Origin of the sequence: Jiella avicenniae (genome assembly GCF_021390325.1) — a bacterium.
Classification (GTDB): domain Bacteria; phylum Pseudomonadota; class Alphaproteobacteria; order Rhizobiales; family Rhizobiaceae; genus Jiella; species Jiella avicenniae.
Window position 1 is genome coordinate 24,376 of record NZ_JAJUWU010000004.1, and the last position, 22,402, is coordinate 46,777.

The 22,402-nt window shown below is 68.3% G+C and carries 15 protein-coding genes and 1 tRNA gene; 10 read left to right on the forward strand and 6 right to left on the reverse strand.

What is annotated here, in order from left to right:
* Positions 1 to 164: 164 nt before the first annotated feature.
* Positions 165 to 6,728 carry a translocation/assembly module TamB domain-containing protein gene (locus LZD57_RS04530; RefSeq protein WP_233717943.1) on the reverse strand — a complete coding sequence of 2,188 codons (6,564 nt, stop codon included), beginning with the start codon at positions 6,726 to 6,728 and terminating at the stop codon, positions 165 to 167.
* Positions 6,728 to 8,677 (reverse strand): autotransporter assembly complex protein TamA, encoded by a 1,950-nt coding sequence (locus LZD57_RS04535; RefSeq protein WP_233717944.1) that lies wholly within the window; start codon positions 8,675 to 8,677, stop codon positions 6,728 to 6,730. The genes LZD57_RS04530 and LZD57_RS04535 overlap by 1 nt, the downstream gene beginning before the upstream one ends.
* 476 nt (positions 8,678 to 9,153) lie before the next feature.
* Between LZD57_RS04535 and LZD57_RS04540 the strand changes: the two genes are divergently transcribed.
* The 5 genes from LZD57_RS04540 to LZD57_RS04560 all read left to right on the forward strand — a co-directional run bounded on the left by LZD57_RS04540 (position 9,154) and on the right by LZD57_RS04560 (position 13,988).
* Positions 9,154 to 9,480 carry a type II toxin-antitoxin system RelE/ParE family toxin gene (locus LZD57_RS04540; RefSeq protein ID WP_255699769.1) on the forward strand — a complete coding sequence of 109 codons (327 nt, stop codon included), beginning with the start codon at positions 9,154 to 9,156 and terminating at the stop codon, positions 9,478 to 9,480.
* Positions 9,477 to 9,797 carry a helix-turn-helix domain-containing protein gene (locus tag LZD57_RS04545; RefSeq protein WP_233717946.1) on the forward strand — a complete coding sequence of 107 codons (321 nt, stop codon included), beginning with the start codon at positions 9,477 to 9,479 and terminating at the stop codon, positions 9,795 to 9,797. Before LZD57_RS04540 ends, LZD57_RS04545 begins: the two co-directional genes overlap by 4 nt.
* Before the next feature lie 301 nt (positions 9,798 to 10,098).
* Entirely contained in the window at positions 10,099 to 10,587 is a 489-nt protein-coding gene (locus tag LZD57_RS04550) for a (2Fe-2S)-binding protein (protein WP_233717947.1), read from the forward strand.
* 114 nt (positions 10,588 to 10,701) lie between these two features.
* Positions 10,702 to 13,047, forward strand: a complete 2,346-nt coding sequence (locus LZD57_RS04555) for a xanthine dehydrogenase family protein molybdopterin-binding subunit (protein ID WP_233717948.1) — start codon at positions 10,702 to 10,704, stop codon at positions 13,045 to 13,047.
* 134 nt (positions 13,048 to 13,181) lie between these two features.
* Entirely contained in the window at positions 13,182 to 13,988 is an 807-nt protein-coding gene (locus LZD57_RS04560; protein WP_233717949.1) for an FAD binding domain-containing protein, read from the forward strand.
* 116 nt (positions 13,989 to 14,104) lie between these two features.
* Here LZD57_RS04560 and LZD57_RS04565 read toward each other — a convergent pair whose 3' ends face one another.
* Both LZD57_RS04565 and LZD57_RS04570 read right to left on the reverse strand, forming a co-directional pair.
* Complete coding sequence (locus LZD57_RS04565; RefSeq protein WP_233717950.1) at positions 14,105 to 14,593, reverse strand: BA14K family protein; 489 nt, start codon at positions 14,591 to 14,593, stop codon at positions 14,105 to 14,107.
* Between the two features lie 286 nt (positions 14,594 to 14,879).
* Positions 14,880 to 15,311: a BA14K family protein gene (locus LZD57_RS04570; protein WP_233717951.1), complete on the reverse strand. Its 432-nt coding sequence runs from the start codon at positions 15,309 to 15,311 to the stop codon at positions 14,880 to 14,882.
* Between the two features lie 276 nt (positions 15,312 to 15,587).
* On the opposite strand from LZD57_RS04570, the gene LZD57_RS04575 reads away from it, so the two are divergent.
* Positions 15,588 to 16,835 carry a putative DNA modification/repair radical SAM protein gene (locus tag LZD57_RS04575; protein ID WP_233717952.1) on the forward strand — a complete coding sequence of 416 codons (1,248 nt, stop codon included), beginning with the start codon at positions 15,588 to 15,590 and terminating at the stop codon, positions 16,833 to 16,835.
* Positions 16,836 to 16,988: 153 nt separating this feature from the next.
* Here the strand turns inward: LZD57_RS04575 and LZD57_RS04580 are convergent.
* Positions 16,989 to 17,064 (reverse strand) — tRNA-Thr (locus tag LZD57_RS04580).
* A gap of 465 nt (positions 17,065 to 17,529) precedes the next feature.
* On the opposite strand from LZD57_RS04580, the gene LZD57_RS04585 reads away from it, so the two are divergent.
* The 3 genes from LZD57_RS04585 (at position 17,530) to LZD57_RS04595 (ending at position 20,628) form a co-directional block, all read left to right on the forward strand.
* Complete coding sequence (locus LZD57_RS04585; protein ID WP_233717953.1) at positions 17,530 to 18,330, forward strand: putative quorum-sensing-regulated virulence factor; 801 nt, start codon at positions 17,530 to 17,532, stop codon at positions 18,328 to 18,330.
* 80 nt (positions 18,331 to 18,410) lie between these two features.
* Complete coding sequence (locus LZD57_RS04590) at positions 18,411 to 18,764, forward strand: DUF2147 domain-containing protein (protein ID WP_233717954.1); 354 nt, start codon at positions 18,411 to 18,413, stop codon at positions 18,762 to 18,764.
* Between the two features lie 124 nt (positions 18,765 to 18,888).
* A complete protein-coding gene (locus LZD57_RS04595) occupies positions 18,889 to 20,628 on the forward strand; it encodes a cisplatin damage response ATP-dependent DNA ligase (RefSeq protein ID WP_233717955.1) in 1,740 nt (579 codons plus the stop codon).
* A 25-nt stretch (positions 20,629 to 20,653) separates the two neighbouring features.
* On the opposite strand, the gene LZD57_RS04600 is transcribed toward LZD57_RS04595, so the two are convergent.
* A complete protein-coding gene (locus tag LZD57_RS04600; RefSeq protein ID WP_233717956.1) occupies positions 20,654 to 21,529 on the reverse strand; it encodes a LysR family transcriptional regulator in 876 nt (291 codons plus the stop codon).
* A 136-nt stretch (positions 21,530 to 21,665) separates the two neighbouring features.
* On the opposite strand from LZD57_RS04600, the gene LZD57_RS04605 reads away from it, so the two are divergent.
* Positions 21,666 to 22,325 (forward strand): NADPH-dependent F420 reductase, encoded by a 660-nt coding sequence (locus LZD57_RS04605; RefSeq protein WP_233717957.1) that lies wholly within the window; start codon positions 21,666 to 21,668, stop codon positions 22,323 to 22,325.
* Positions 22,326 to 22,402: the final 77 nt, after the last annotated feature.

Below are 22,402 nucleotides of genomic sequence, written 5' to 3' on the forward strand. Positions count from 1 at the left end.
GACAACAACGTTACGCCCTCAAGCTAAGCGCGTTTCCAAAGAAGGAAAAGTGCTGCCGTAGCCGCTCAGGCTGCCCCTGGACGTCTTTGCGGGCCGGCTGATTTCGCCGATATCCAAACCGTTCGAGAGCTTGCGCCTCTCTTTGCCGGTGACGCCTGCGCCCCTCAGAACTCACCCTCGTAGAACACGCCGACCTCGCCGCCGCCTTCCGTCGTCACCGCGCCCTTGGCTTTCAGCCCGCCGCCGAGCTTCAGTTCGAGCGAGACGCGGCCGGTCGAATCGACGCCGAGATAGGTGTTCTCGTTGAGATACTTGCCGACGCCGACGGCGGTCTGGCCGTCGGAGGTGGTGGTGACGTTCAGGGCATCGACGCCGAGCTGGGAGCGCAGATTGTCGAGGAGGCCGGTCGAGCCGCCGACGCCGGCGAGCGTCGCTGCGGCCTCGGCCAGCTGGGCGATCTGCAGAGGCGAGAGGTCGGACGTTCCCTGGCCGAAGATCAGCCGCGCCAGCACCTCGTCCTGGGGCAGCGCCGGGTTGGAGGAGAAGCTGACCGACGGATCGTTCGCCGGCCCGGTCACCGTCACGTAGACGGTGACGTCGTCGACGGTCGAGGACGCCTCGAGGTCGAGGGTCGGGATCAGATCGCCGGTGAAGCTCAGATTGCCGCGCTCGAAGGTCAGCACCTTGGAGAGGATCTGGAACCGGCCGCGCACCAGTTCGAAGCCGCCGACGATGGAAAGGTTCGCGGCCGGGCCGGTGATCCGCAGCGAGCCGCCGAGTTCGAGATCGAGGCCGCGGCCGCGCACGAAGACGCGGTTCGGCGCGTTGAACGTGATGTCGAGATTGATGCCGCCGCCGCTGGTGCCGCTGGCGTTCTTCGGGAAGAGCTCACGCTGCTGCTCGATGACGGCCGGGCTAGCGTTGCGGTGGGTGACGTCGATCCGCGCCAGCGAACTCGGAAGGTTGTCCGGCACGATGATGTCGATTTCTTCGGCGTTGACCGTGCCGGTGAGGGTGGGCGTCGCGACCAGCGGGCCGGTCAGCGTCAGGTCGGCCGACAGCCGCGCGGCGACGAGTTCGCCGTCGTTGTAGCGGGCGCGGTCGGCGCGGATCGTCAGATCGGCGGGGAACTGACCGGTGAGGCCGACCGTCCCGCCGATGGTGACGCTGCCGCCGGAGGAGATCTGGCCGGTGAAGCTCTGGATCGTCGCGGTCGTGCCGCTGAGGACGATCTTCGTGTTGATGTCGTTGAGGGCGACGTTGAAGCCGGTATCGACCAGCCGCGCTCCGGCGACGGTGACCGTGCCGTTGACGTTGGGCTGGGTGACGGGACCGGTCGCCCGCACGTCGATGCGGGCCGTGCCCTGAACCGAGCGCCCGCCCTCGGCGAGAATCGGATTGGCGAGCGAAAGTGGCGCCGTGCCGTTGGCGGCAAGATCGAGGGTCGGCGTGCCGGCAAGGCCGACCGAGCCGTTGACGGCGAGATCGATGCCGCTGCCGGACAGGCGCGTATCGGTGGTGACGCGGTTGCCGGCATATTGCCCCTGTGTGACGATCTGCAGGCCGCCGACGCCGGCGCTGCGGGTCTGCTGGATCGAGACGCCGGAGGCGGTGACGTCGTAATTCACCTGCGGATTGCTCGGCGCGCCGGTGGCCCTGACGGTGCCGTTGATCGTCCCCTGCGGGGCGAGATCGCCGGCGGCCGCACTGGCGATCGAGGCGGGCAGGTTTCGGATCTCGGCAGTGAGGTTCAGATTGCTCTGGCTCGCCCCGCCGGTGACGCGGATGGTGCCGCCGCCGACCCGCACCAGCGCCTGGTCGAGGGCGAGATTGCCGTTCTGATAGCTGCCGGCGAGGTCGGCCGAGAGGGGAGGGGCCCCGGCGGCTCGGCTCTGGGCGACCGAGACGTTGGCAGCCGAGAGGTCGAAGCGCGCGTTCGGGCTGGAAAGCGAGCCGGTGGCAGTCGCCGTGCCGGACAGGGTGCCCTGCGCCCCGAGGCCGTCGACGAAGCCGTTGGCGAGGCCGACGGGGAGCCGGGCGAGATCGACGTCGACGTCGAGCTGCTGACCCACCGTGCCTCGCGCCGTCAGGCGACCGTCGCCGGCGACGACCTCGGCATTGGCGAGGTTGACGGTGCCGTCCTCATAGGTGCCGGCGACGTCGAGGGTGAGCGGCGCCGTGCCGGAGCGGGCGATCTCTTCGGTGGTGATGCCCGAACCGGACAGCGTGAACTGCGCGGACGGGTTGGACAGCGATCCCGTCGCCGTTGCGTTGCCGGAGATCGTGCCGCGAGCGCCGAGGCCTTCGACGAAACCGTTGGCGAGGCCGGCGGGAATGCCGGTGGCGGTCACCTCCAGATCCAACTGATCGCCGATGGTGCCGGATGCCGACAGGCTGCCGGAACCGACGGACAGGTCGGCCCGCTCGATGGTGGCGGTGCCGCCCGAATAGGAGCCGGCCGCGTCGAGGCCGATCGGCGCGATGCCGGAGTCGGCGATCTGCCGGGTCGTGATGCCCGAGCCGGTGAGCTGGAAGGTCGCCTGCGGGTCGGAGAGCGAACCGGTCGCCTTGCCGGAGCCGGAGACCGTGCCGCGGGCGCCGAGCCCTTCGACGAAGCCGTTGGCGAGACCGACCGGCAGCTCCGACAGGTTCAGCGTCAGGTCGAGATTTTCGCCGACCGTGCCCGAAGCCGACAGGGAGCCTTCGCCGACGGTGACGTCGGCGCGCTCGATCGTCGCGGTGCCGCCTGCATAGGAGCCCGCCGCATCGAGGGCGAGCGGCGCGACGCCGGACCTGGCGATCTGCTCGGTGGTGATTCCGCTGCCCGAAAGCCGGAAGGTGGCGTTCGGGTCTGAGAGCGAGCCGGTCGCCCGGCCGGTGCCGGAGATCGTGCCTTCGGCGTTGAGCCCGTCGACGAAGCCGTTGGCGAGGCCGACGGGAAGGGCGTCGAGGGCGAGGTCGAGGTTCAACTCTTCGCCGACCGTGCCCGACGCCCGCAGCGAGCCGTCGCCGACGTCGAGCCTTGCGGTGTCAAGGTTGAGCGTGCCGTCGCGGTAGTTGCCGTCGGCGGCGAGGGTCAGCGGCGGGACGCCGCCTTGTGCGATCGCCTTGGTGGTGATGCCGGTGCCGGACAGGTCGAAGGTGGCGTCGGGCCTTTCGAGCGTGCCGGTCGCCCGCGCCGTGCCGGAGACGGTGCCCTCGGCGCCGAGGCCCTCGACGAAGCCGTTGGCGAGGCCGACCGGCAGACGGCTGACTTCGGCCGTGACGTCGAGGGTCTCGCCGATGCGGCCGGAGACGGTGAGCGAACCGTCGCCGACGTTCACGACGCCGGTCTGGATGTCGGCGGTGCCGTCCGCATAGCTGCCGGCAAGGCGCAAATCGAGCGGTTTGATGCCGGACTGGGCGATTTCGTCCGTGGTGATGCCGCTGCCCTGGATGTCGAAGGTGGCATCGGGGTTGGTCAGCGTGCCGGTGGCGCTCACCGTGCCGGAGATCATGCCCCTGGCCGAGAGGTTGGGCACGAAGCCGTTGACGAGGCCGACGGGGAGGTTTTCCGCCCGCGCCCGGACGTCGAGGGTCTCGCCGATCGTGCCCGAGGCGGTCAGCGAGGCCGAGCCGACCTCGACGTCGGCATTGGCGAGCGTCAGCGTCTCGTTGTCGTAGGAGCCGGAGGCGTCGAGCGAGAGCGGCTCGATGCCGGCGTCGGCGATCGTCTTGGCGGTGATCTGGCGGCCGGTGAGCGAGAAGGTGGCGGCGGGTGCGCTCGTCGTCCCGGAAACCTGCGCCTCGCCGGACAGGGTGCCCGAGGCGTCGAGCCCCTCGACGAAGGCGTTGGCGATGGCGACGGGGGCTTCAGTGAGATCGACGTCGAGGTCGATCGTCTCGCCGACCGAGCCGGTGGCGGTGAGCGAGCCGTCGCCGAGATCGAGGCGGGCCGTCTGGAGCTGCAGCGTGCCGCCGGAATAGCTGCCGGCGACCGTGCCGTCGACCGGCGGCGTCGCCGGGCCGCCGGAACGGGTGGCGACGACCTGTCGGGCGCGGATGTCGAAGCGGGCGGAGGGATCGCTCGCCTGGCCGCTCACCGCGGCGGTGCCGTCGAGGGTGCCGGCAAGCGACAGGTCAGCGACGAAGGGATTGGCGACGGCGGCCGGCACGTTCGTCAGATCGGCCGACAGGTCGAGCGTCTCGCCGGCCGAGCCGGAGGCCGACAGCCTGCCCTCGCCGACGGAGAGGATGAAATCGGAGAGCGTGGTGGTGCCGTCTGCGATGCGGATCCGCGCCGGCTCCTGCAGCGCCACGGCGGCATCGGGAATGGCGGCGGTGAGCTGCTGGAGTTCGATCAGCGTCTCGTTCGGGGAGAAAGCGGCGTTGCCGGCGAGCGTTATCGGAACGCCATTCGCCCGCGCCGAAGCGTCGATCGCCGTGCCCTCGCCTTCACGGCCAAGATCGATGGCGAGATCCTCGACGTCGATCCCGGCGGCGCCGATCGACAGTGCCCGGATCGTGCCCTCGGGCTTCGGGACACCGAGATAGTCGTAGACCGACAGGTCGATCTTCGCACCGACGAGGCTGTTGCCGGAGACCGAAACGTTGTCGCCGGCAAGATCCGGGCGGGCGACGGGCGTGCCGTCGGCCTCGACGTCGAAGCCGATGGTTCCGGCGACGTCGCCGCTCGCCGTTACGCCGCCAAGGGCGGCCAGGGCTTCGAGATCGTCGAGACTGACGTCGAGGGTGCCGATCGGAAGGAAGTTCTCGTTGAGGACGAGGTCGCCGGTGATGCGGTTCGGGCCCTGGCGGATGACGAGGCCGGAAAGGCGGCGTTCGCCGTTCTCCTGCGTCGTCAACTGCGCCTGGCCTTCCAGCGGCTGGCCGTCGATGGTGCCGGAAATGTCGACGCTTGCCCGCGGCGAGGCGGGATCGAGCGTGCCGGTGGCCTTCACGGTCAGATTGGCGAGTTCGCGGCCGTTGATCGACAGGCCGTTGCCGTCGACGGTGAGATTCACGTCGGGCTTTTCGACCGGGCCGCTGGCCGTCAGATCGAAGGTGGCGGCACCGGAGAAGGACTGGCTGACCGCACCCGCATTGGCGATACGGCCGGAAATGTCGGCCGAGACGGTGTCGCCGTTCAGCCCGGCCTGGCCGGTGATCGAGAGATTGTCGCCGGTGACCTTCAGGTCGTTCGCACTGAGGCCGCCGTCGGCGGTGCGGGCGAAGCGGCCGGCCACCGCAAGGCTCTCGCCGGCGATGGGCGAGAGGGCCGCCGACAGCGCCACGGTCTGGAAATTGGAATCGAGCGTCAGGTCGAAGGTGGAGAAGCTCAGCGCGGCCGAACCGGTGACGGTCAGATTGGCCGTGTCGGTCTCAAGCCTCGCCGGGTCGAGCCGGATGCCGTTCTGGTCGAGCGCGCCGCTGCCGGAAAGCCTGATCGGACCGTCGAGGAAGCGCTGCTGCACGCCCTCCGGGGCCTTTGCGGAGGCGGCGCTCGCCGAAAGCTGGAACGGGCCGGTGAGGCCGGTGACGTCGAAGCCCGCGCTGGTCAGTTCGGCGCCGAGATTGTTCGCGGCGTAGTCGGCATAGACGACCTGCGGGAGATTGGCGTTGACCGTGAGATTGGCGTTCGACAAAGCACCCTGGAGCGATGCCTGCAGGCTCGATATGGACAGGTCGATCGGCGTCTCCGGCGTACCGAAGGACAGGGCGAGCGGTCCGCCGCCGGGGGCGCTCAGCTGGACGGAGAGATCGTTGCCGGAGCCCGACGGATCGACCGTGCCCGTGGCCGAGACCTGCACGGCCTGCGAGGACAGGGTGCCCTGTTCGATCCGGTAGGTGCCGTCGTCGCGGATTTCGACCGTCGCGTCGAGATTGGCGCCGCCTTCGACATAGCGCTGATAGGCCTCCGGCACGAAGCGCTCGGCCGCGACGTTGAGCGACAGCGCGGCACGGTAGGCATCGTCCTGCCGGTCGACGCGGGCGGTCAGGGTTGCGGCCTGCTCGTTGTCGACGGTGAGCGCGCCGTTCGCCATGAAGCCGGAGAGCGGGCCGGAGCCGTTGACCGTCAGCTGCACCGGCGGGGCGCCGGGAATGCCGAGCAGCGTCGCGACGAGGCCGCCCTGGGGCTCGCTGGCGTCGACATTGACGACCAGCCGGTTGTCGTCCGGCGCGAAGTCGACCGTGAAGGCGATCCGCCCCGGCTGGTCGAGCCGCTCGACGGTCGCCTGAGCGGACAATTGCGTCGGGTCGGCATCGAGGGCCAGGCTGGCATTGGCCTTGAGCCGCGCCCGCGTGCCGGCGATCGCCTCGCCGAGGACGAATTCCTGGATGGCGATCTGCTGGATGTCCGCGGTGATCGAGGGCAGGGAGAACCCGCCGCCGCCTTCGCTGGCCGGCTGGCCGGTCGGCAGCCGCTCCAGCACGATCCGTCCGGCGGAAAGGTTCTCGATCGAGACGTTGGAGCGCACCAGCGCCAGCGGCGACCAGTCCATGGCGAGGTCGCTCGCCGTCAGGAAGACGCCCTCGGGGTCCGAAACGGTGACCGTGTCGATGCGGATCGACCCGCTGAGGGCGCCCGACAGGCCCTCGATCTTCACCTTCATCGTGTCGGTCGAGATCAGGTTCTCGATCTGGCCGGCGATGAACTGCTGGGCATGGGCCGGCCGGTTCGCCGGCAGCAGCGCGGCGAGCGCCAGGAACAGCGTCAGGACAAGGGCGGCGAGGCGTTCGTTGAGCATCAGAAGGCCTGTCCGATTCCGGCATAGATCTGGTAACCGGCGTCCCGCGGCCCCGGATCGAGGGGGATGCCGACGTCGATGCGGATCGGACCGAAGCTGGTGAGATAGCGGGCGCCGACGCCGGCTCCGAGCTTGAAGTTGGAAAAGTCGGGCACGAGTTCGTCGGAGACCGTGCCGAAATCCAGGAAGGGCACGATCTGGATGTTCTCGGTGACGCCGATGCGCGCCTCGACCGAGCCCTCGAACAGCGACAGGCCGCCCGTCGGCGTGTCGGTGAAGCGCTCGTTGAAGCCCGAGCCGGGCGGTACGTCGCCGGGGAAATAGGGGCCGATCGACTGGAACTCGTACCCGCGGACCGAGCCGCCGCCGCCGGCGTAGAAGCGGCGGTCGTTCGGAATGTCCTCGACGTCGGCGCCGAAGATCGTGCCGTAGCCGAGCCGGCCGGCAAGGATCAGCCGGTCGCTTTCCGTCAGCGACAGATAGGCCCGGCCGTCGAGCCTCGTCTTCACGAAGGGCGTCGAGGTGTTGAAGCCGTAGGACGGCTCGGCGAGCGCCTGGAAATAGAAGCCCTCCGTCGGGTTCAGCTCCTTGTCGCGGCCGTCATAGGTGTAGGTGATCGGCAGCGAGGTGATGAAATAGTTCCGATCGCCGAGATAGTCGGTGATCTCCTCGTATTCGGCGCGCAGGGTGACGTTGAGCTTCTGCTGCCGGTCGATGTCGTATTCGACGCCGCTCGTCGCCGCATAGCTGGTGCGGTCGTAGGCGAGCGGCTGCTCGCGCTTGATCTCCAGCGAGCCGATATAGACCGAATCCGGGCCGAGGACGCCCGGCTTCTTGAACACCAGCGAACTCGAATAGTCGAACCCGTCGGTCTCGCGCGCCTCGCCGGAGACGGCGGTCGCGCCGATCCGCGACACCGAGGCGTCGAAGCGCAGCGACTCGGCCCGGCCGAAGAGGTTGCGATAGCCGACATAGCCGCTGGCGCCGGCGCCCTCGGTGTTGGAATAGGTGGCACCGACGCCGTAAAAGCCGAACTTGCGCTCGCCGACCTCGACCTGCACCGGCAAAGTGCCGTCCGGATCCTGGGCCTTGCCTTCCTTGACGGTGACCGACGAAAAGACCCCGAGCTTGAGGAGGCGGGCCCGCGCGTCGGCGAGTTCTTCGGGCGAGAACACCTCGCCGGCCTTCAGCCCGGTCATGTAGGCGATGAAGCCCGGATCGACGTCCTCGGCGCCGTCGACATAGACGTCGCCGAAGGGAACCCGCGGGCCGGGATCGAGGGCCGCCTGATATTCCAGCCGGTCCGTCGCCGCGTCGGCGATGATGTCGCGATCGGTGACGGCGACGAAGGGGCGGCCGTCCTCGCGCAGCGCGTTGAACATCTTGCCTTCGGCTTCGAGCACCTTCGCCGAGCCGGCGTCACCGCCGGCCTCGAGCCCGTATTCGGCCGGGTCGACGGGGATGCCGCCGGAGGAGACGGCGATGCGGCCGAGCGTGTATTTCGGCCCCGGGCGGACCCGGATCGTCACCGGCACGGGCCGTGCGGAAAAGCTCGCATCCGGCTGCAGGGTGGTGATGTCGCGGCCCTCGACGAAGACGTCGACGAGACCGTCGTAGCGGGCCTGTTCGAACAGGGCCGCCACGAGCCGCTTGCGGTCGGTCTTGGCCTTGGACAGGAGGCCGAGCGAGCCGGAGACCGGCTTGTCCTCGTCGCTGATCAGGCCGGAGGCGTCGCGCAGCGTGTCTTCCAGCGATCCGTCCGCGTCTTCCGGGGTGGGCTCGACGGCGAGCGTCACGGTGTAGTTGAGGGGATCGATGACCTCGACGTCGGCATCGGCGCTTTCGAAGAACTTCACGCCGAAGATCTCGAACGCGCCGGCCGGCGAGGCCAGGGAGATCGCCAGGGCAATCGCAACACAGATTGCAGGCAGGCGGCCAAAATCGGGCAAACGCTTCAATCCCCTGAACCAGCGGTCATGTGGAGGGTGAGAGTGCCCGCCGTCATGGCGCGCCAGGGCCTGCCGGCCCTTCCCGAAAAGTTTCGCTCCCCCCTTCAGGTATGGATAAGCATGCCCGGAAATCGTGAAATAACAACTACGAAGGCCCGCCGGATCGGCCGGCGAACACCTCGCAAACGTCGATTGAGCCCGTGCTGTGCCGATGGGACAACAGGACGGACGCAAAGCCGGACTTACTGTCGCAGGGAGGCTTGGAGGCCAGAATTTTCTTGCGCGTGGCCAATGTGCGACAAGGGTGGTCTGGCGGGCCGACGGATCGGGCCGCGATGTTCGCGTCCCGATGCCGATCATCCCTCGAAAGGACGTTGGCGGCTTCAGGCCGACGGAGCGCGTTCGGTTGGCGTGCCGAATGCTTCGTCATGGAAAGAGCGCATTGACGTCATGCGGCCAGAGCATAGCATGGGCTCATGAGGGTCGTACGTCTGAAGCCATATCTTCGAGCGATGGAACGGATGGGGCTGGATGATGCGGCCATGCGCGAGATAGAAGCCGGGCTTGCCGCTGCCCCGAACGCGCATCCCGTCATCCGAGGCTTGAGGGGTGTTCGCAAGGCCCGGTTCGCGCTGCCGGGCCGGGGGAAATCCGGTGGTGGGCGCGTCATCTATTATGTCGCCGTGAAGTCTGCCATCTACATGATGACCGCTTATCCGAAGAACGAGTCGGATGATCTGTCGAATGCGCAACGCGAGGCAATTCTGGCGGCCATCGAGAGATTGAAGGGAGGAGCGGGATGAGCCGAGTTGGCGACGACCTCGTCGAAGCGTTCGCAGAAATCGAAGCCGAACTCGGCGGCACGGCAAAGGCGCAGTCCTACGACGTTCCGGCCGCCCTGTTCACCCCCGAGCGGATCCGTTCGATCCGATCGAGGCTTGCCGTGACGACGCGGGCTTTCGAGCGCGAATTCGCGATCCCGGCTCGCAGGATGGACGCTTATGAACAGGGCCGCCGCCGTCCCGACGAGACGACGATCGCTCTTCTTCGGGTGATCGAGAAAGATCCCGACGCCGTCCGCAAGGCGCTGGCGTCAGAACCCCTCGCGGAACGCGCCTGATCCCGAGAGGCCGGATCGTCTCATCCTTGCGTGTGGCGCCGGCGGCCGGCGGCACCCGGCGCCGGGTCGCGACGACTCGGCCGTGCCAGACCCGATACGCCATCCGCCGACGCGCCGTCCGCCGGGCGACGGCGGCTTGGATGGAACGATTCTGAAAAGCGCTTGAAGCCCACGCCACAAAGGGGCAATCTCCCCCGCGAGCGCCCCGCCCTGCCTGCTTCGACGCCGAAGCGGGTGCCGAGCGGAAGGGGGACCGGCGACATGACCGGCCGATCGAGCCGGCGAGTTTGGGAGGAGTTGCATGACGGACGTCACCATCACCGTGAACGGGCGCGAGATGAAAGGATCGGTCGAAGACCGGACGCTGCTCGTCCAGTTCCTGCGCGAAAATCTCGGCCTCACCGGCACCCATGTCGGCTGCGACACCTCGCAGTGCGGCGCCTGCGTCGTCCATGTCGACGGCAAGGCGGTGAAGTCCTGCACCATGCTCGCCGTCCAGGCCTCGGGATCTTCCGTCACCACCATCGAGGGCCTCGCCGAGGGCCAGGAACTGCATCCCGTGCAGGCCGCCTTCCGCGAGCATCACGGCCTGCAGTGCGGCTACTGCACCCCCGGCATGATCATGACCGCGGTCGACATGATCAACCGGCACGGCGCGTCCCTCGACGAGGAGACGGTGCGCGAGGAACTCGACGGCAACATCTGCCGCTGCACCGGCTACCACAACATCGTCAAGGCGATCCTGTCCGCGGCGGGGGCCTCGCAGGCGCCGGCCATGGCGGCCGAGTGACGTGATGCACTGCCGCGGGCCCCACCCGGCTTCGCGGTCTTCGAACGGTTTCATCGGTCGCGGGATGCGCCCTGGCGCAAGGGAGCCGTGATCGATCTCGAGGGAGGTTTGAGAATGGGCGTTGAGGGTATCGGTGCGAAGGTTCTTCGCAAGGAGGACCGCCGTTTCATCACCGGGCGCGGCCGCTATGTCGACGACATGAGCGTGCCGGGCATGAAATATGCCGCGTTCGTGCGCTCGCCGCACGCGCATGCCAGGATCACCGGCATCGACACCAGCGCGGCGGAATCCATGCCGGGCGTCATCGGCGTGCTCAATGGCCAGCAGTTGCAGGGCGACGGCATCGGCAATCTGATCTGCGGCTGGGCGGTCAGTTCCAAGGACGGCACGCCGATGAAGATGGGCGCCTGGCCGGCGCTCGCCTCCGGGACCGTGCGCCATGTCGGGCAGGCGGTGGCGATCGTCGTCGCCGACACCCAGGCGAAGGCCCGCGACGCCGCCGAGGCGGTGGTTGTCGACTACGAGGAACTGCCCGTCGTCACCAAGGCGGTCGACGCGCTGAAGGACGGCGCGCCGCAGCTACATCCCGAGGCGCCCGGCAACCTGATCTTCGACTGGGAACTCGGCGACAAGTCGGCGACGGACGAGGCCTTCTCCAGGGCCGCCCACGTCACCAGGCTGCACATCCACAACAACCGCCTCGTGCCGAACCCGATGGAGCCGCGAGCCGCGCTCGGCGTCTACGATCCGGCCGAGGATCACTACACCTGCTGGACGACGTCGCAGAACCCGCATGTCGCCCGGCTGGTGATGAGCGCCTTCTACAACGTCGCCCCGGAGCACAAGCTGAGGGTCATCGCGCCCGACGTCGGCGGCGGCTTCGGCTCGAAGATCTACATCTATCCCGAGGAGATCGTCTGTCTCTGGGCCTCCAAGCGCACCGGCGTGCCGGTGAAGTGGACGTCCGACCGCTCGGAAGCCTTTCTCACCGACGCCCATGGCCGCGATCACGAGACCGAGGTGGAACTCGCGCTCGACGCCGACAACAAGATTCTCGGCCTGAAGGTCGAGACGATCGCCAATCTCGGCGCCTACATGTCGCTGTTCTCGTCGTCGGTGCCGACCTATCTCTACGCGACGCTTCTGTCGGGCCAGTACGACATCCCGGCGATCTACGCCAACGTCAAAGCGGTCTACACCAACACCGTGCCGGTCGACGCCTATCGCGGCGCCGGGCGGCCGGAGGCGACCTACGTCGTCGAGCGGACGATGGAGACGGCGGCGCGCGAACTCGGCATCTCGCCGGCGGAGTTCCGCCGCAAGAACTTCATCCGCTCCTTCCCGCACCAGACGCCGGTGATCATGGCCTATGACGCCGGCGACTTCGACGCGACGCTGAACGCCGGCATGCAGGCGGCCGACGTCGCCGGCTTCGAAGCGCGCCGCGAGGAGGCGAAGTCCCGCGGCAAGCTGCGCGGCCTCGGCATGAGCTGCTACATCGAGGCCTGCGGCATCGCGCCGTCGAAGGCGGTCGGCTCTTTGGGGGCGGGCGTCGGTCTGTGGGAATCCGCCGAGGTGCGGGTCAATCCGGTCGGCACCATCGAGATCCTCACCGGCTCGCACAGCCACGGCCAGGGCCACGAGACGACCTTCTCGCAGCTCGTCGCCGAGCGCTTCGGCCTGCCGGTCGAGAACGTTCAGGTCATCCATGGCGACACCGACAAGGTGCAGTTCGGCATGGGCACCTACGGCTCGCGGTCGGGCGCCGTCGGCATGTCGGCGATCCACAAGGCTCTGGACAAGGTGGAAGCCAAGGCCAAGAAGATTGCCGCCCACGTGCTCGAGGCCGACGAGGGCGACATCGTCATCGAAAACGGCGAGGTGAAGGTCGCCGGCACCGACAAGAAGCTCGGCTGGCACGAGGTCTGTCTCGGCGCCTATACAGGCCACAACCTGCCCGACGGCATGGAGCCGGGCCTGAAGGAGGGGGCGTTCTACGACCCGACCAACTTCACCTTCCCGGCCGGCTGCTACATCTGCGAGGTCGAGGTCGATCCCGAAACGGGCACGACCGAGATCGTCCAGTTCGTCGCGGCGGACGATTTCGGCCGGGTGATCAACCCGATGATCGTCGAGGGCCAGGTGCATGGCGGCCTCGCCCAGGGCATCGGCCAGGCGATCCTCGAAAGCACCCATTATGACGACAGCGGCCAGCTGACCACGGCGTCCTACATGGACTACGCCATGCCGCGGGCCTGGGACCTGCCGAACTTCAAGGTCTCGACCACCGAGACCCTTTGCCCGGGCAATCCGCTCGGCATGAAGGGCTGCGGCGAGGCGGGCGCGATCGGTTCGCCGCCGGCGGTGATCAACGCCATCACCGACGCCATCGGCAACAACGAGCTGACCATGCCGGCGACGCCCGAAAAGGTCTGGAAGGCGCTCAACGCCGTCCGCTAGGCGATGCGAAGACACACTGGCCGGGCTCTTTCAAAGGGCGCGGCCGGTCCGGCCGGCAACGAGAGTTCGACGATTGCGCCGCGCGGCTGCCCGACAGCCCGGCGCCCCGAGAAGGCCCCAAGGAGGCACGATCCATGTACGAGACCAGCTATCACCGTCCGTCCTCTCTGGCGGAGGCGGCCCAGCTCGCCGGCGAAAAGGGCGACGAGGCGAAATATCTGTCGGGCGGCATGACGCTGATCCCGACGATGAAGCAGCGGCTCGCCGCACCCGAGGCGCTCATCGATCTTCGCCATGTCGGCGAATTGAAGGGCATTTCGGTGAGCGGCCGGTCCATCCGCATCGGCGGCGGCATGACCCATGCCGAGGTTGCGACGAGCGACGAGATCAAGTCCGTCTGCCCGGGCTTTGCGGCGCTCGCGGGTCTGATCGGCGATCCAGCGGTGCGCCACATGGGCACGGTCGGCGGCTCGGTCGCAAATTTCGACCCGGCGGCGGACTATCCGGCGGCGCTTTTGGCGCTCGGCGGCACGATCCACACCGACAAGCGGGAGATCCCGGCCGACGAGTTCTTCCAGGGTCTGTTCGAGACGGCGCTGGAGGAGGGCGAGATCGTCACCGCCGTGTCCTTCGAGGCGCCCGACCAGTGCGCCTACGAAAAGTTCCGCAACCCGGCCTCGCGCTATGCCATGTGCGGCGTCTTCGTCGCCAGGCGCGCCGACGGCGTCAAGGTCGGCGTGACCGGAGCGGGCGCGAGCGGCGCCTTCCGCTGGAGCGACGGCGAGCAGGCGCTGTCCGGCAATTTCGCCCCGGATGCGGTCGAAAGTCTGGCCGTGCCGGAGGGCGACATGGTCTCGGACATCCACGGCTCCTCCGCCTACCGGGCCAATCTCGTCAAGGTCGTCACCAAGCGGGCGGTGAAGAAGGCCCTCGACCACTGACGGCGACGCGCCGGGGCGCGAGCCGATCAGGCGTGAGAATCGAGGACGAATGACGAAAGGCCGGCGGAGCGATCCGCCGGCCTCTCGTGTTCCCGTACGTTCTGCCCCAGCGTGGGTCAGAGATTGCAGCGGTGGCGGTAGCCGTCATAGCCGAGGAAGGTGTCGGTCCGCGGGTCGTAGGACCTGTAATGCTCGGCGCAGACCGTGGCGTGGTCGCCGTAATAGACCGGGCGCGGGGCGACCCGGTAAGCCCGGCGAACCGGATAGACCCGCTCGACCGGGACGGGGCGCCGGTAATAGACCGGAGGCTCGTCGTAGTAGCCGGGCGAGGCGATCGCGCTGCCGACGATGGCACCGAGGGCGAGCCCGCCGATGCCGGCGGCCACTGCGGCACCGCTATTGTGATGGTGCCAGCCGCCACGATCGTAATGGTGGCGGTAGCCCCCGCCGCGATACCAGCCGCCACCGTGATGCCACCCGCCGCCATGGTGGTAGCCGCCACCGCGATGCCAGGGCTCGGCACTCGCGGTGAGCGTTCCGGCGCCCATCGCGCCGAGCGAAACTGCGGCTGCAAGAGCCGCGGAAACTAGTCTCTTCATGGTCATTCTCCGATCGCTCCGGGCCGAGCGGCCGAAATCCCTAGCCGGGAATGGTCGAGGGAGCCCGTCTGTCCCTTCGTCAGGAGGCCGCCCTCGGCGGCTTCTCCTGGCTGTTCCATAAACTCTTCGAAGGCATCGCCGGTTGCGCCGAGGCGCGGTCACATTTGCAATGACCCGTCGACCGACGATCGCAGGGACGACCCGCTCCGACGCGAACCGGCGGACCTGCGATGAGACAAGGCCCGGCGGATCGTCCGCCGGGCCTTTCGCTCACATCGGCATCGCGCCGAAATCAGTATTTGCAGCGGTGACGGTGACCGTCATAGCCGAGGAAGGTGTCCGTCCGGCGGTCGTAGGAGCGATAGCGCGCCTCGCAGCGAGCGATGTGTCCGCCGCCGTAGCCGCGGGTCGGATAGACCCGCTGAACGGGGACCGGACGGCCGTTGTCGGCCAGCGCGCCGCCGACGATGGCGCCGATTGCCAGGCCTGCAATGCCGGCGCCGATCGCCGCGCCGTTGCTGTGATGCCGGCGGTAGTATCGGCCTCCCCGATAGTGACGGCCGCCGCGATAATAGCGATGCCCGTTCCACCGATGGCCACGGTTCCAATTATGGCTCCCATGGTGACCACGCCAATGCGGGTCCGCGCTGGCCCCGACGGTGGTGGTGCCGAGAGTGCCGAGGGCCAGCACCGCGGCGAGAGTCATCGAAATGAGTTTACGCATCAGAATGCTCCGGTAATCGAAAGGCGCGTGATGACGGGCAACGTCGCCAGGGCAGATCGACGCCCTGAAACGTCTCGTCATCGGATCGTCCCATCGGATCGTCCCCTTGGCGAATATAACGTAGCTTTATCGTCTTTGGTTTCATCGACCGATCAAAACTGATTGAGAATCAAGCCCTTGCGACGCGGCCCCGGCGGTGTGGCCGCGACGAAAGGTAACAGGCGGCGGTCGGCTTTTTCGCTGGCAAGAACGTTTCATGAACGCTATGTGGCCCGGATGCCGACGCTCGATCTTCGCACCAAGCTCGCCGTCCTCTCCGATGCGGCGAAATACGACGCCTCCTGCGCCTCCAGCGGGGCGGCCGGACGCGACTCCGCCAAGTCGAAGGGCATCGGCTCGACCGAAGGCTCCGGCATCTGCCATGCCTATGCGCCGGACGGGCGCTGCATCTCGCTCCTGAAGATCCTCCTCACCAATTTCTGCATCTACGACTGCGTCTATTGCATCAATCGCTCTTCCTCCAACGTGCAGCGGGCGCGGTTCAGCGTCAAAGAGGTCGTGGCGCTGACCATGAACTTCTACCGCCGCAACTACATCGAGGGACTGTTTCTCTCCTCCGGCATCATCCGCAGCTCCGATTACACGATGGAGGAGATGGTGCGGGTCGCGAAGAAACTGCGGCTGGAGGAAAACTTCTCCGGCTACATCCATCTGAAGACCATTCCGGATGCCTCGCCGGCGCTGCTGGAAGAAGCCGGGCTCTTCGCCGACCGGCTCTCGGTCAACATCGAGATGCCGACGGACGTGACGCTGTCGGCGCTGGCGCCGGAAAAGGACCCGCGCGACATCCGCCGCTCGATGGGCCATTTGCGCGCGAAGATCGAGGAGCACCGGGGCGAGAAGCGCGACAGGACCAGGCCGAAGCGGTTTTCCGCCGGCGGCCAGTCGACCCAGATGATCGTCGGCGCCGACGCCTCGAGCGACGACGACGTTCTCAATCGCTCGGAGAACCTTTACGGCAATTACCGCCTCAGCCGGGTCTATTATTCGGCCTTCTCGCCGATCCCCGATTCCTCCAGCCGCCTGCCGCTCGCCAAGCCGCCGCTGATGCGCGAGCACCGCCTGTATCAGGCCGACTGGCTGATGCGCTTCTACGGCTTCCAGCGCACCGAGATCGTCTCCGGCGGAGAGGCCGGCATGCTCGACCTGTCGCTCGACCCGAAGCTCGCCTGGGCGCTGAAGAACCGCGAGAGCTTTCCCGTCGACGTCAATCGCGCCGACCGGGAGATGCTGCTCAGGGTGCCCGGCCTCGGCACCCGGGCGGTGAAACGCATCCTCTCGACCCGCCGGCACCGGACGCTGCGGCTCGACGACCTCGCCCGCCTCTGCCAGTCGATCGACAAGGTCCGCCCCTTCGTCGTCACGCTCGACTGGTCACCCGGCGGGCTGACCGACGACGAGAGCCTGAAACAGCGCTTCGCGCCGACAGCAGGTCGGTCGGGGCGGCAACTGGAGTTGTTCTGAGGGAAGGCGTGGTTCGCCTCGCCCTGCTTCTCAAGACCTGGCTGCGCGACGGCGCCGTCGGGATCGTGCCCCCTCGTGGCGCAGGATTCGCCATGGGCTTCCGGAACGCGCGATGCGACCCGACCGGGCGAAAATCAACGAAAAAAGGGAAAATGGTGCCCCAAGCCGGACTCGAACCAGCGACCTACGCATTACGAATGCGTTGCTCTACCAACTGAGCTATTGGGGCACGCGAAGCCGGGTACTCACGTCCGCCCGTCATCGAGGCTCTGATACCGGCAAAAGTTCGGGCGTTCAAGGGGAAATCCGGCCGGGTCCGCCACGCGGCCAGCCCGGCGACAGGTGGGGAGAGACGGGCGGGAGCATGCCGCGATCAAAAAAGTGCGGCGGGATCACCGTCCGTGCGGCGTGCGGCGTGTCCGATTGGCGTGAGGCGGCCGCCGTCCGTGCGGCGTGTGTCCCTTCGGTGGTCCGACCGCGCCGGCCCGCGCCGGGCGGGGGCGTCGACCGCGGTGACGGGATGCGGCCGGCGGGTGGCCGGGGAGGCGAGCGGGAGGGGGCAGGATCGTCGCAGCCTGGGTTTGTGGATCGCGTCGGCGGCGTCTGAGCCCTGACGGCCGATCCGCGCGGATCGGCCTCTCGCCGCCCTCGGGGTTCTTGTCTTCGCCGTTGCGAAGGGCGATCTTTCGCAAGCATGACCGATCTCTTTCCACCCATCGCGACGACGCCGTCGTTGTTTGCCGAATCGCCGCCGCGCCGCGTCCGGGTGATCGACACCGAGACGGCCGGGCAGCGGCTGGCGGAGGACGCGGTGATCGAGATCGGTTCGGTCGATCTCGATCTTCTGACGGGCGAAATCACCAATCCGATGCAGAGCCTCTGCGACCCGGCGGGCGTCCCGATCAACCCGCATGCGCGCAAGGTCCACCGGATCACGGACGAGATGCTCGCCGGCGCGCCGGGCTTTGCCGAGGCGGCCGCGCCGTTTCGCTTGGCGGCGGTGTTCGCGGCCCAGCGCGCCGAGTTCGATCGCTCGCGCCTGCGCTTTGCCGGCCGGTGGCTGTGCACCCACAAGCTCGCCCTCAGAGCCTTTCCGAGCCTGAAGGCGCATGGGCTCCAGAGCCTCGTCAAATACGTGCCGCTCGATCTGTCGCCGGTCGAGCCGCTGCTTGCGGGGCTCGCCCCGCATCGCGCGCTCTACGACGCGGTGTGCACCGCCGTCCTGTTGCGCGCCATCACCGCCGTTCTGATGCCCCGCTGCCACGACCTCGCCGACTTTCTCGACCGGGCCGAACGGGCGTCGGCCGAACCGGCGCTGCTCGGCAAGCTCCGCTTCGGCCGCTACAAGGGGATCCCGATCGGCGAGGTGCCGGAGGACTATCTCGAATGGCTGAGCCGCGAGCCCGGCATGGACGCCGACGCCGTGTTCACGGCGCGGCATCAGCTGAAGCTGCGCGGCATCCGCGGCGCCCGGGCCCTGCCGGCGCGGGTTTGACCAAAGGGGTGGCCGCTCACGTGTGACGGAACGTCCGCCGCGGCATCGTGGTGGAGGATGATGGCGTCTTTCCGTCGGCCATGACGCACCGACCTCCGACGGTCGCCGTCCCGATCCTCCTCCTTGCCAACACGGCGGGCGGGGCCCATGCCGCGCCGCCGATCGCCGGGACCCCGGTGAGCGAGGACGGTACGACGATCGCCGTCGCCGGCTGCGACGCCGGCCTCTGCGCCACCGTCGCCAGCGGCCGCTACCGGGGGCAATGGGTCGCCCGGGTGGCCGGATCGCCGCCGGACGACGCGGGCCGGGTGCGCGACCCGCGCAGCGGCGAGACCTATGACGGCGGGTTGCGGCTGCACGGCGGGCGGCTGGATCTGCGCGGCTGTCTCGCCAAGGTGTTCTGCCGCACGGTGCAGCGCTGGCAACGGCCCTGAGGGCTGCAGTGGGAGGCCGGCGCGGCCGGTTTGGCGACCGTCCGGCCCGAGCTGCCGATCGAAGCGCAGGGCCCGACGCCGGGCCGGCTTGCCGGCGCTCGCCGCCGCAGCATGTTGCGGCAGGATGAAATCCTTCGCCGACCTTCTCGACGCCCTCGTCCTGCAGCCTTCGCGTAACGGCAAGCTGCGGCTTCTCGTCGAGCATTTTCGCGCCGTTCCCGACCCGGAGCGGGGTCTCGCGCTGGCGGCGATCACCGGCGACCTCGATGTCAGGAGCGTCAAGCCGGCGATGCTGCGCGAGCTGGTGGCGAGCCGCATGGATGCGGTGCTGTTTCAGTATTCCTACGACTATGTCGGCGACCTCGCCGAGACCATCGCGCTGGTCTGGCCGGAGGGGGAGGCGATCGGCGATCATCGGTCGGCCGGTGCGGATGGGGACCCCCCTCTGCCTGCCGGCATCTCCCCCTCAAGGGGGGAGATCGGACGTCATCTCGTGCAGGGGACCGCACCGACCCTGTCGGAGATCGTCGCCCGGCTCGGCGCCGCGTCCCGGCAGGAGGGCGTGAGATTGGTCGAAGCCTGGCTCGACCGGCTGGACGCTTCGGGCCGCTATGCGCTGTTGAAGCTCGTCACCGGTGGGCTGAGGATCGGCGTCTCGGCGCGGCTCGCCAAACAGGCGCTGGCCGATTTCGGGGGAAAGGACATCGCCGAGATCGAGGAACTCTGGCACGGGCTCGAACCGCCCTACGAGGTGCTGTTCGCCTGGCTGGAGGGGCGGGCGGACAAGCCCGTCTCGGCGGCGTTGGCGCCCTTCCGGCCGGTGATGCTGTCGCAGCCGCTGGAAGAGCCTGACCATGGGCTGATCGATCCGGCGGTCTATGCCGCCGAGTGGAAATGGGACGGGATCCGCGTCCAGGCGAGCGCCGAGGGCGGCGTGCGCCGGCTCTATTCGCGCACCGGCGACGACATTTCCGGCGCCTTCCCGGACCTGACCGACTTCATGACCTTCGAGGGTACGCTCGACGGCGAATTGCTGGTCGCCGCGACCGGCGGGAGGGGCGGCACGCCTCTGGTCGAAGATCGCGGGGCAAGGCCGGACGACATCGTCGCGGGGACGTTTTCCGATCTGCAGCAGCGGCTGAACCGCAAAACCGTCTCCGGGGCGATGCTGAAGAAGCACCCGGTGTTCCTGCGCTGCTACGACCTTCTTGTCGACCGGGGCGAGGACATTCGCGCCTTGCCCTTCGCCGCGCGGCGGGAGAGGCTGGCGGCCTTCGTCAAGGGCCTCGAGCCGACGCGCTTCGACCTCTCGCCGCTGGTCGCCTTCGATGATTTCGAAGCGCTCGCGGATTTGCGCGCCGCGCCGCCGCACCCGGTGATCGAGGGGCTGATGCTGAAGCGGCGGGATTCGGCCTATGTGCCGGGGCGGCCGAAGGGGCCGTGGTTCAAGTGGAAGAAGGACCCGCATCTCGTCGACGCCGTGCTGATGTATGCCCAGCGTGGCCACGGCAAGCGGTCGAGCTATTACTCGGACTACACCTTCGGCGTCTGGAGCGGCCCGGCCGACGATCCGGAGCTAGTGCCGGTTGGCAAGGCCTATTTCGGCTTTACCGACGAGGAGCTGAAGCAGCTCGACAAATACATCCGCGACAATACGGTGCAGCGTTTCGGCCCCGTTCGCTCGGTCCGGGCCGAGCCGGACCACGGCCTCGTCATCGAGGTCGCCTTCGAGGGGCTGGCGCGATCGAGCCGGCACAAGTCGGGGGTGGCGATGCGCTTTCCGCGTGTCTCCCGTCTCAGATGGGACAAGCCGGCCTTCGAGGCCGACCGGATCGAGACGCTGGAGGCGATGCTGCCGGATTGACGGCGGCGAATTGGAGCGCGGCGGCTCACGGCCGGGGAAAGGCCTCGACCAGCATGTCCAGGAACGTGCGCAGCTTCGCCGTCGGGCGGCGATCCGGGGCGTAGAGGACGTGCATCGGCCATGACGGCGCGTCCCAGCCCGGCAGCAGCCGCTCCAGCCGCTTCTCGTTGAGGAGCGGCTGGATCAGCATTTCCGGCCCCATGACGATGCCGGCACCGGCCTCGGCGGCGTGGAGCATGGCGCGCGTGTCGTTCATCCTGAGGCGACCGCCGACGCGCACGTCTTCCACTTCGCCGTCACGACCGAACGTCCATGTGTGGCTGCGGCTCTCGCTCGATCCGAGGAAGACGAGGCATTCGTGGTCGGCGAGGTCGCGCGGATGGCTCGGCCGGCCCCGGCGGACGAGATAGGCCGGGGCGGCGGCTGGGATCAGGCGATAGGGCCCGAGCGGCCGGGCGACGAGGGAGGAATCGGCGAGCTCTCCGATCCTGACGACCGCATCGAAGCCTTCCTCGATCAGATCGACGCGGCGATCGCTCAGGACGAGATCGACGTCGACCTTCGGATGGCGCTCGGCATAGCTGAGGACGACCGGCGCCAGCGCCGCGCTGCCGAAGGTCACGGAGGCGTTGATCCTGAGCCGCCCGCGCGGCTCGGCGGCGAGGTCTTCGGCCAGCGCGTCGGCCGCGTCCGCCTCGGCAAGGACCACCCGGCACTGGCGATAATAGGCGAGGCCGAGTTCGGTGAGGTTCTGGCGCCGGGTCGTGCGGGCGATCAGCCGGGCGCCGAGCCGGGCTTCCAGAGCCGCGACGTGCTTGCCGACCATCTGGGCGGAAAGGTCGAGTTCGGCGGCAGCCGCGGCGAAGGAGCCGCAGTCGGCGACCTTCACGAAGACGGACATGCCCGAGAGTCGGTCGATCATTCCAAACTGCTGGTTTCGACTGTTGCGTGATATGACGACTTTATCATCTTGAGGAAGGTAATCAAATGGATGGCGAGGGCGCCGGGAGCGCCCGCACGAGCCAAGGAGAGAAGACATGCGGATCGGAATGATCGGCGCCGGCTTCGTCAGCCAGAACGTCGCGAAGCTCGCCATCGACAGGGGCCATGAGGTGATGATGTCGAATTCCCGCGGGCCGGAGACCCTATTCAGCGTTGCCGCGGCGCTCGGCTGCAGGACCGGTACGGCCGAGGAGGCTGCCAGCTTCGGCGAACTCGTCCTCGTCGCCGTGCCGCTGACGGCTTTCGACCGGCTGCCGGCGAAGGCGTTGTCGGGCCGGATCGTCATGGACCCCAACAACTACTATCCCCAGCGCGACGGCGCGATCGCCGAACTCGACGAGCATCGCGAGACGACCAGCGAGCGCCTTGCCCGGCATCTGCCCGGCGCCCGCATCGTCAAGGCATTCAACGCGATCCGCTCCATCGAATTGACGCGGGATGCGAGGCCCGCGGGAGAGGCCGGGCGCCGCGCCCTGCCGATCGCAGGCGACGACGCAGAGGCGAAGCGGCAGGTGATGGATCTCACCGACGAGCTCGGCTACGAGCCGTTCGATGCGGGGAGCCTCGCCGAGAGCTGGCGGTTCGAGCGGGCTAAGCCCGCCTATTGCGTGCCGCTCGACCGGGAAGGGCTGGCCGAGGCGCTCGCTGCGGCCGAGAGAGACGTCGAGGTGCCCGACGGCTCCTGGCGCCGCTGAGGCGTCCGCCATAGGGGGGGGCGCGGGTCGGTGCGCCCGATGCGGGAGGGCCGGCGGAACTTGCAGTTCGCCGGCCC

Bases quoted from the DNA above. Each gene is read 5' to 3' on its own strand.
- LZD57_RS04540 (WP_255699769.1), top strand. From the start codon at position 9,154: ATGAGGGTCGTACGTCTGAAGCCATATCTTCGAGCGATGGAACGGATG.
- LZD57_RS04595 (WP_233717955.1), top strand. From the start codon at position 18,889: ATGAAATCCTTCGCCGACCTTCTCGACGCCCTCGTCCTGCAGCCTTCG.
- LZD57_RS04590 (WP_233717954.1), top strand. From the start codon at position 18,411: ATGACGCACCGACCTCCGACGGTCGCCGTCCCGATCCTCCTCCTTGCC.
- LZD57_RS04530 (WP_233717943.1), bottom strand. From the start codon at position 6,728: ATGCTCAACGAACGCCTCGCCGCCCTTGTCCTGACGCTGTTCCTGGCG.
- LZD57_RS04605 (WP_233717957.1), top strand. From the start codon at position 21,666: ATGCGGATCGGAATGATCGGCGCCGGCTTCGTCAGCCAGAACGTCGCG.
- LZD57_RS04565 (WP_233717950.1), bottom strand. From the start codon at position 14,593: ATGACCATGAAGAGACTAGTTTCCGCGGCTCTTGCAGCCGCAGTTTCG.
- LZD57_RS04585 (WP_233717953.1), top strand. From the start codon at position 17,530: ATGACCGATCTCTTTCCACCCATCGCGACGACGCCGTCGTTGTTTGCC.
- LZD57_RS04600 (WP_233717956.1), bottom strand. From the start codon at position 21,529: ATGTCCGTCTTCGTGAAGGTCGCCGACTGCGGCTCCTTCGCCGCGGCT.
- LZD57_RS04545 (WP_233717946.1), top strand. From the start codon at position 9,477: ATGAGCCGAGTTGGCGACGACCTCGTCGAAGCGTTCGCAGAAATCGAA.
- LZD57_RS04575 (WP_233717952.1), top strand. From the start codon at position 15,588: ATGCCGACGCTCGATCTTCGCACCAAGCTCGCCGTCCTCTCCGATGCG.
- LZD57_RS04570 (WP_233717951.1), bottom strand. From the start codon at position 15,311: ATGCGTAAACTCATTTCGATGACTCTCGCCGCGGTGCTGGCCCTCGGC.
- LZD57_RS04560 (WP_233717949.1), top strand. From the start codon at position 13,182: ATGTACGAGACCAGCTATCACCGTCCGTCCTCTCTGGCGGAGGCGGCC.
- LZD57_RS04550 (WP_233717947.1), top strand. From the start codon at position 10,099: ATGACGGACGTCACCATCACCGTGAACGGGCGCGAGATGAAAGGATCG.
- LZD57_RS04555 (WP_233717948.1), top strand. From the start codon at position 10,702: ATGGGCGTTGAGGGTATCGGTGCGAAGGTTCTTCGCAAGGAGGACCGC.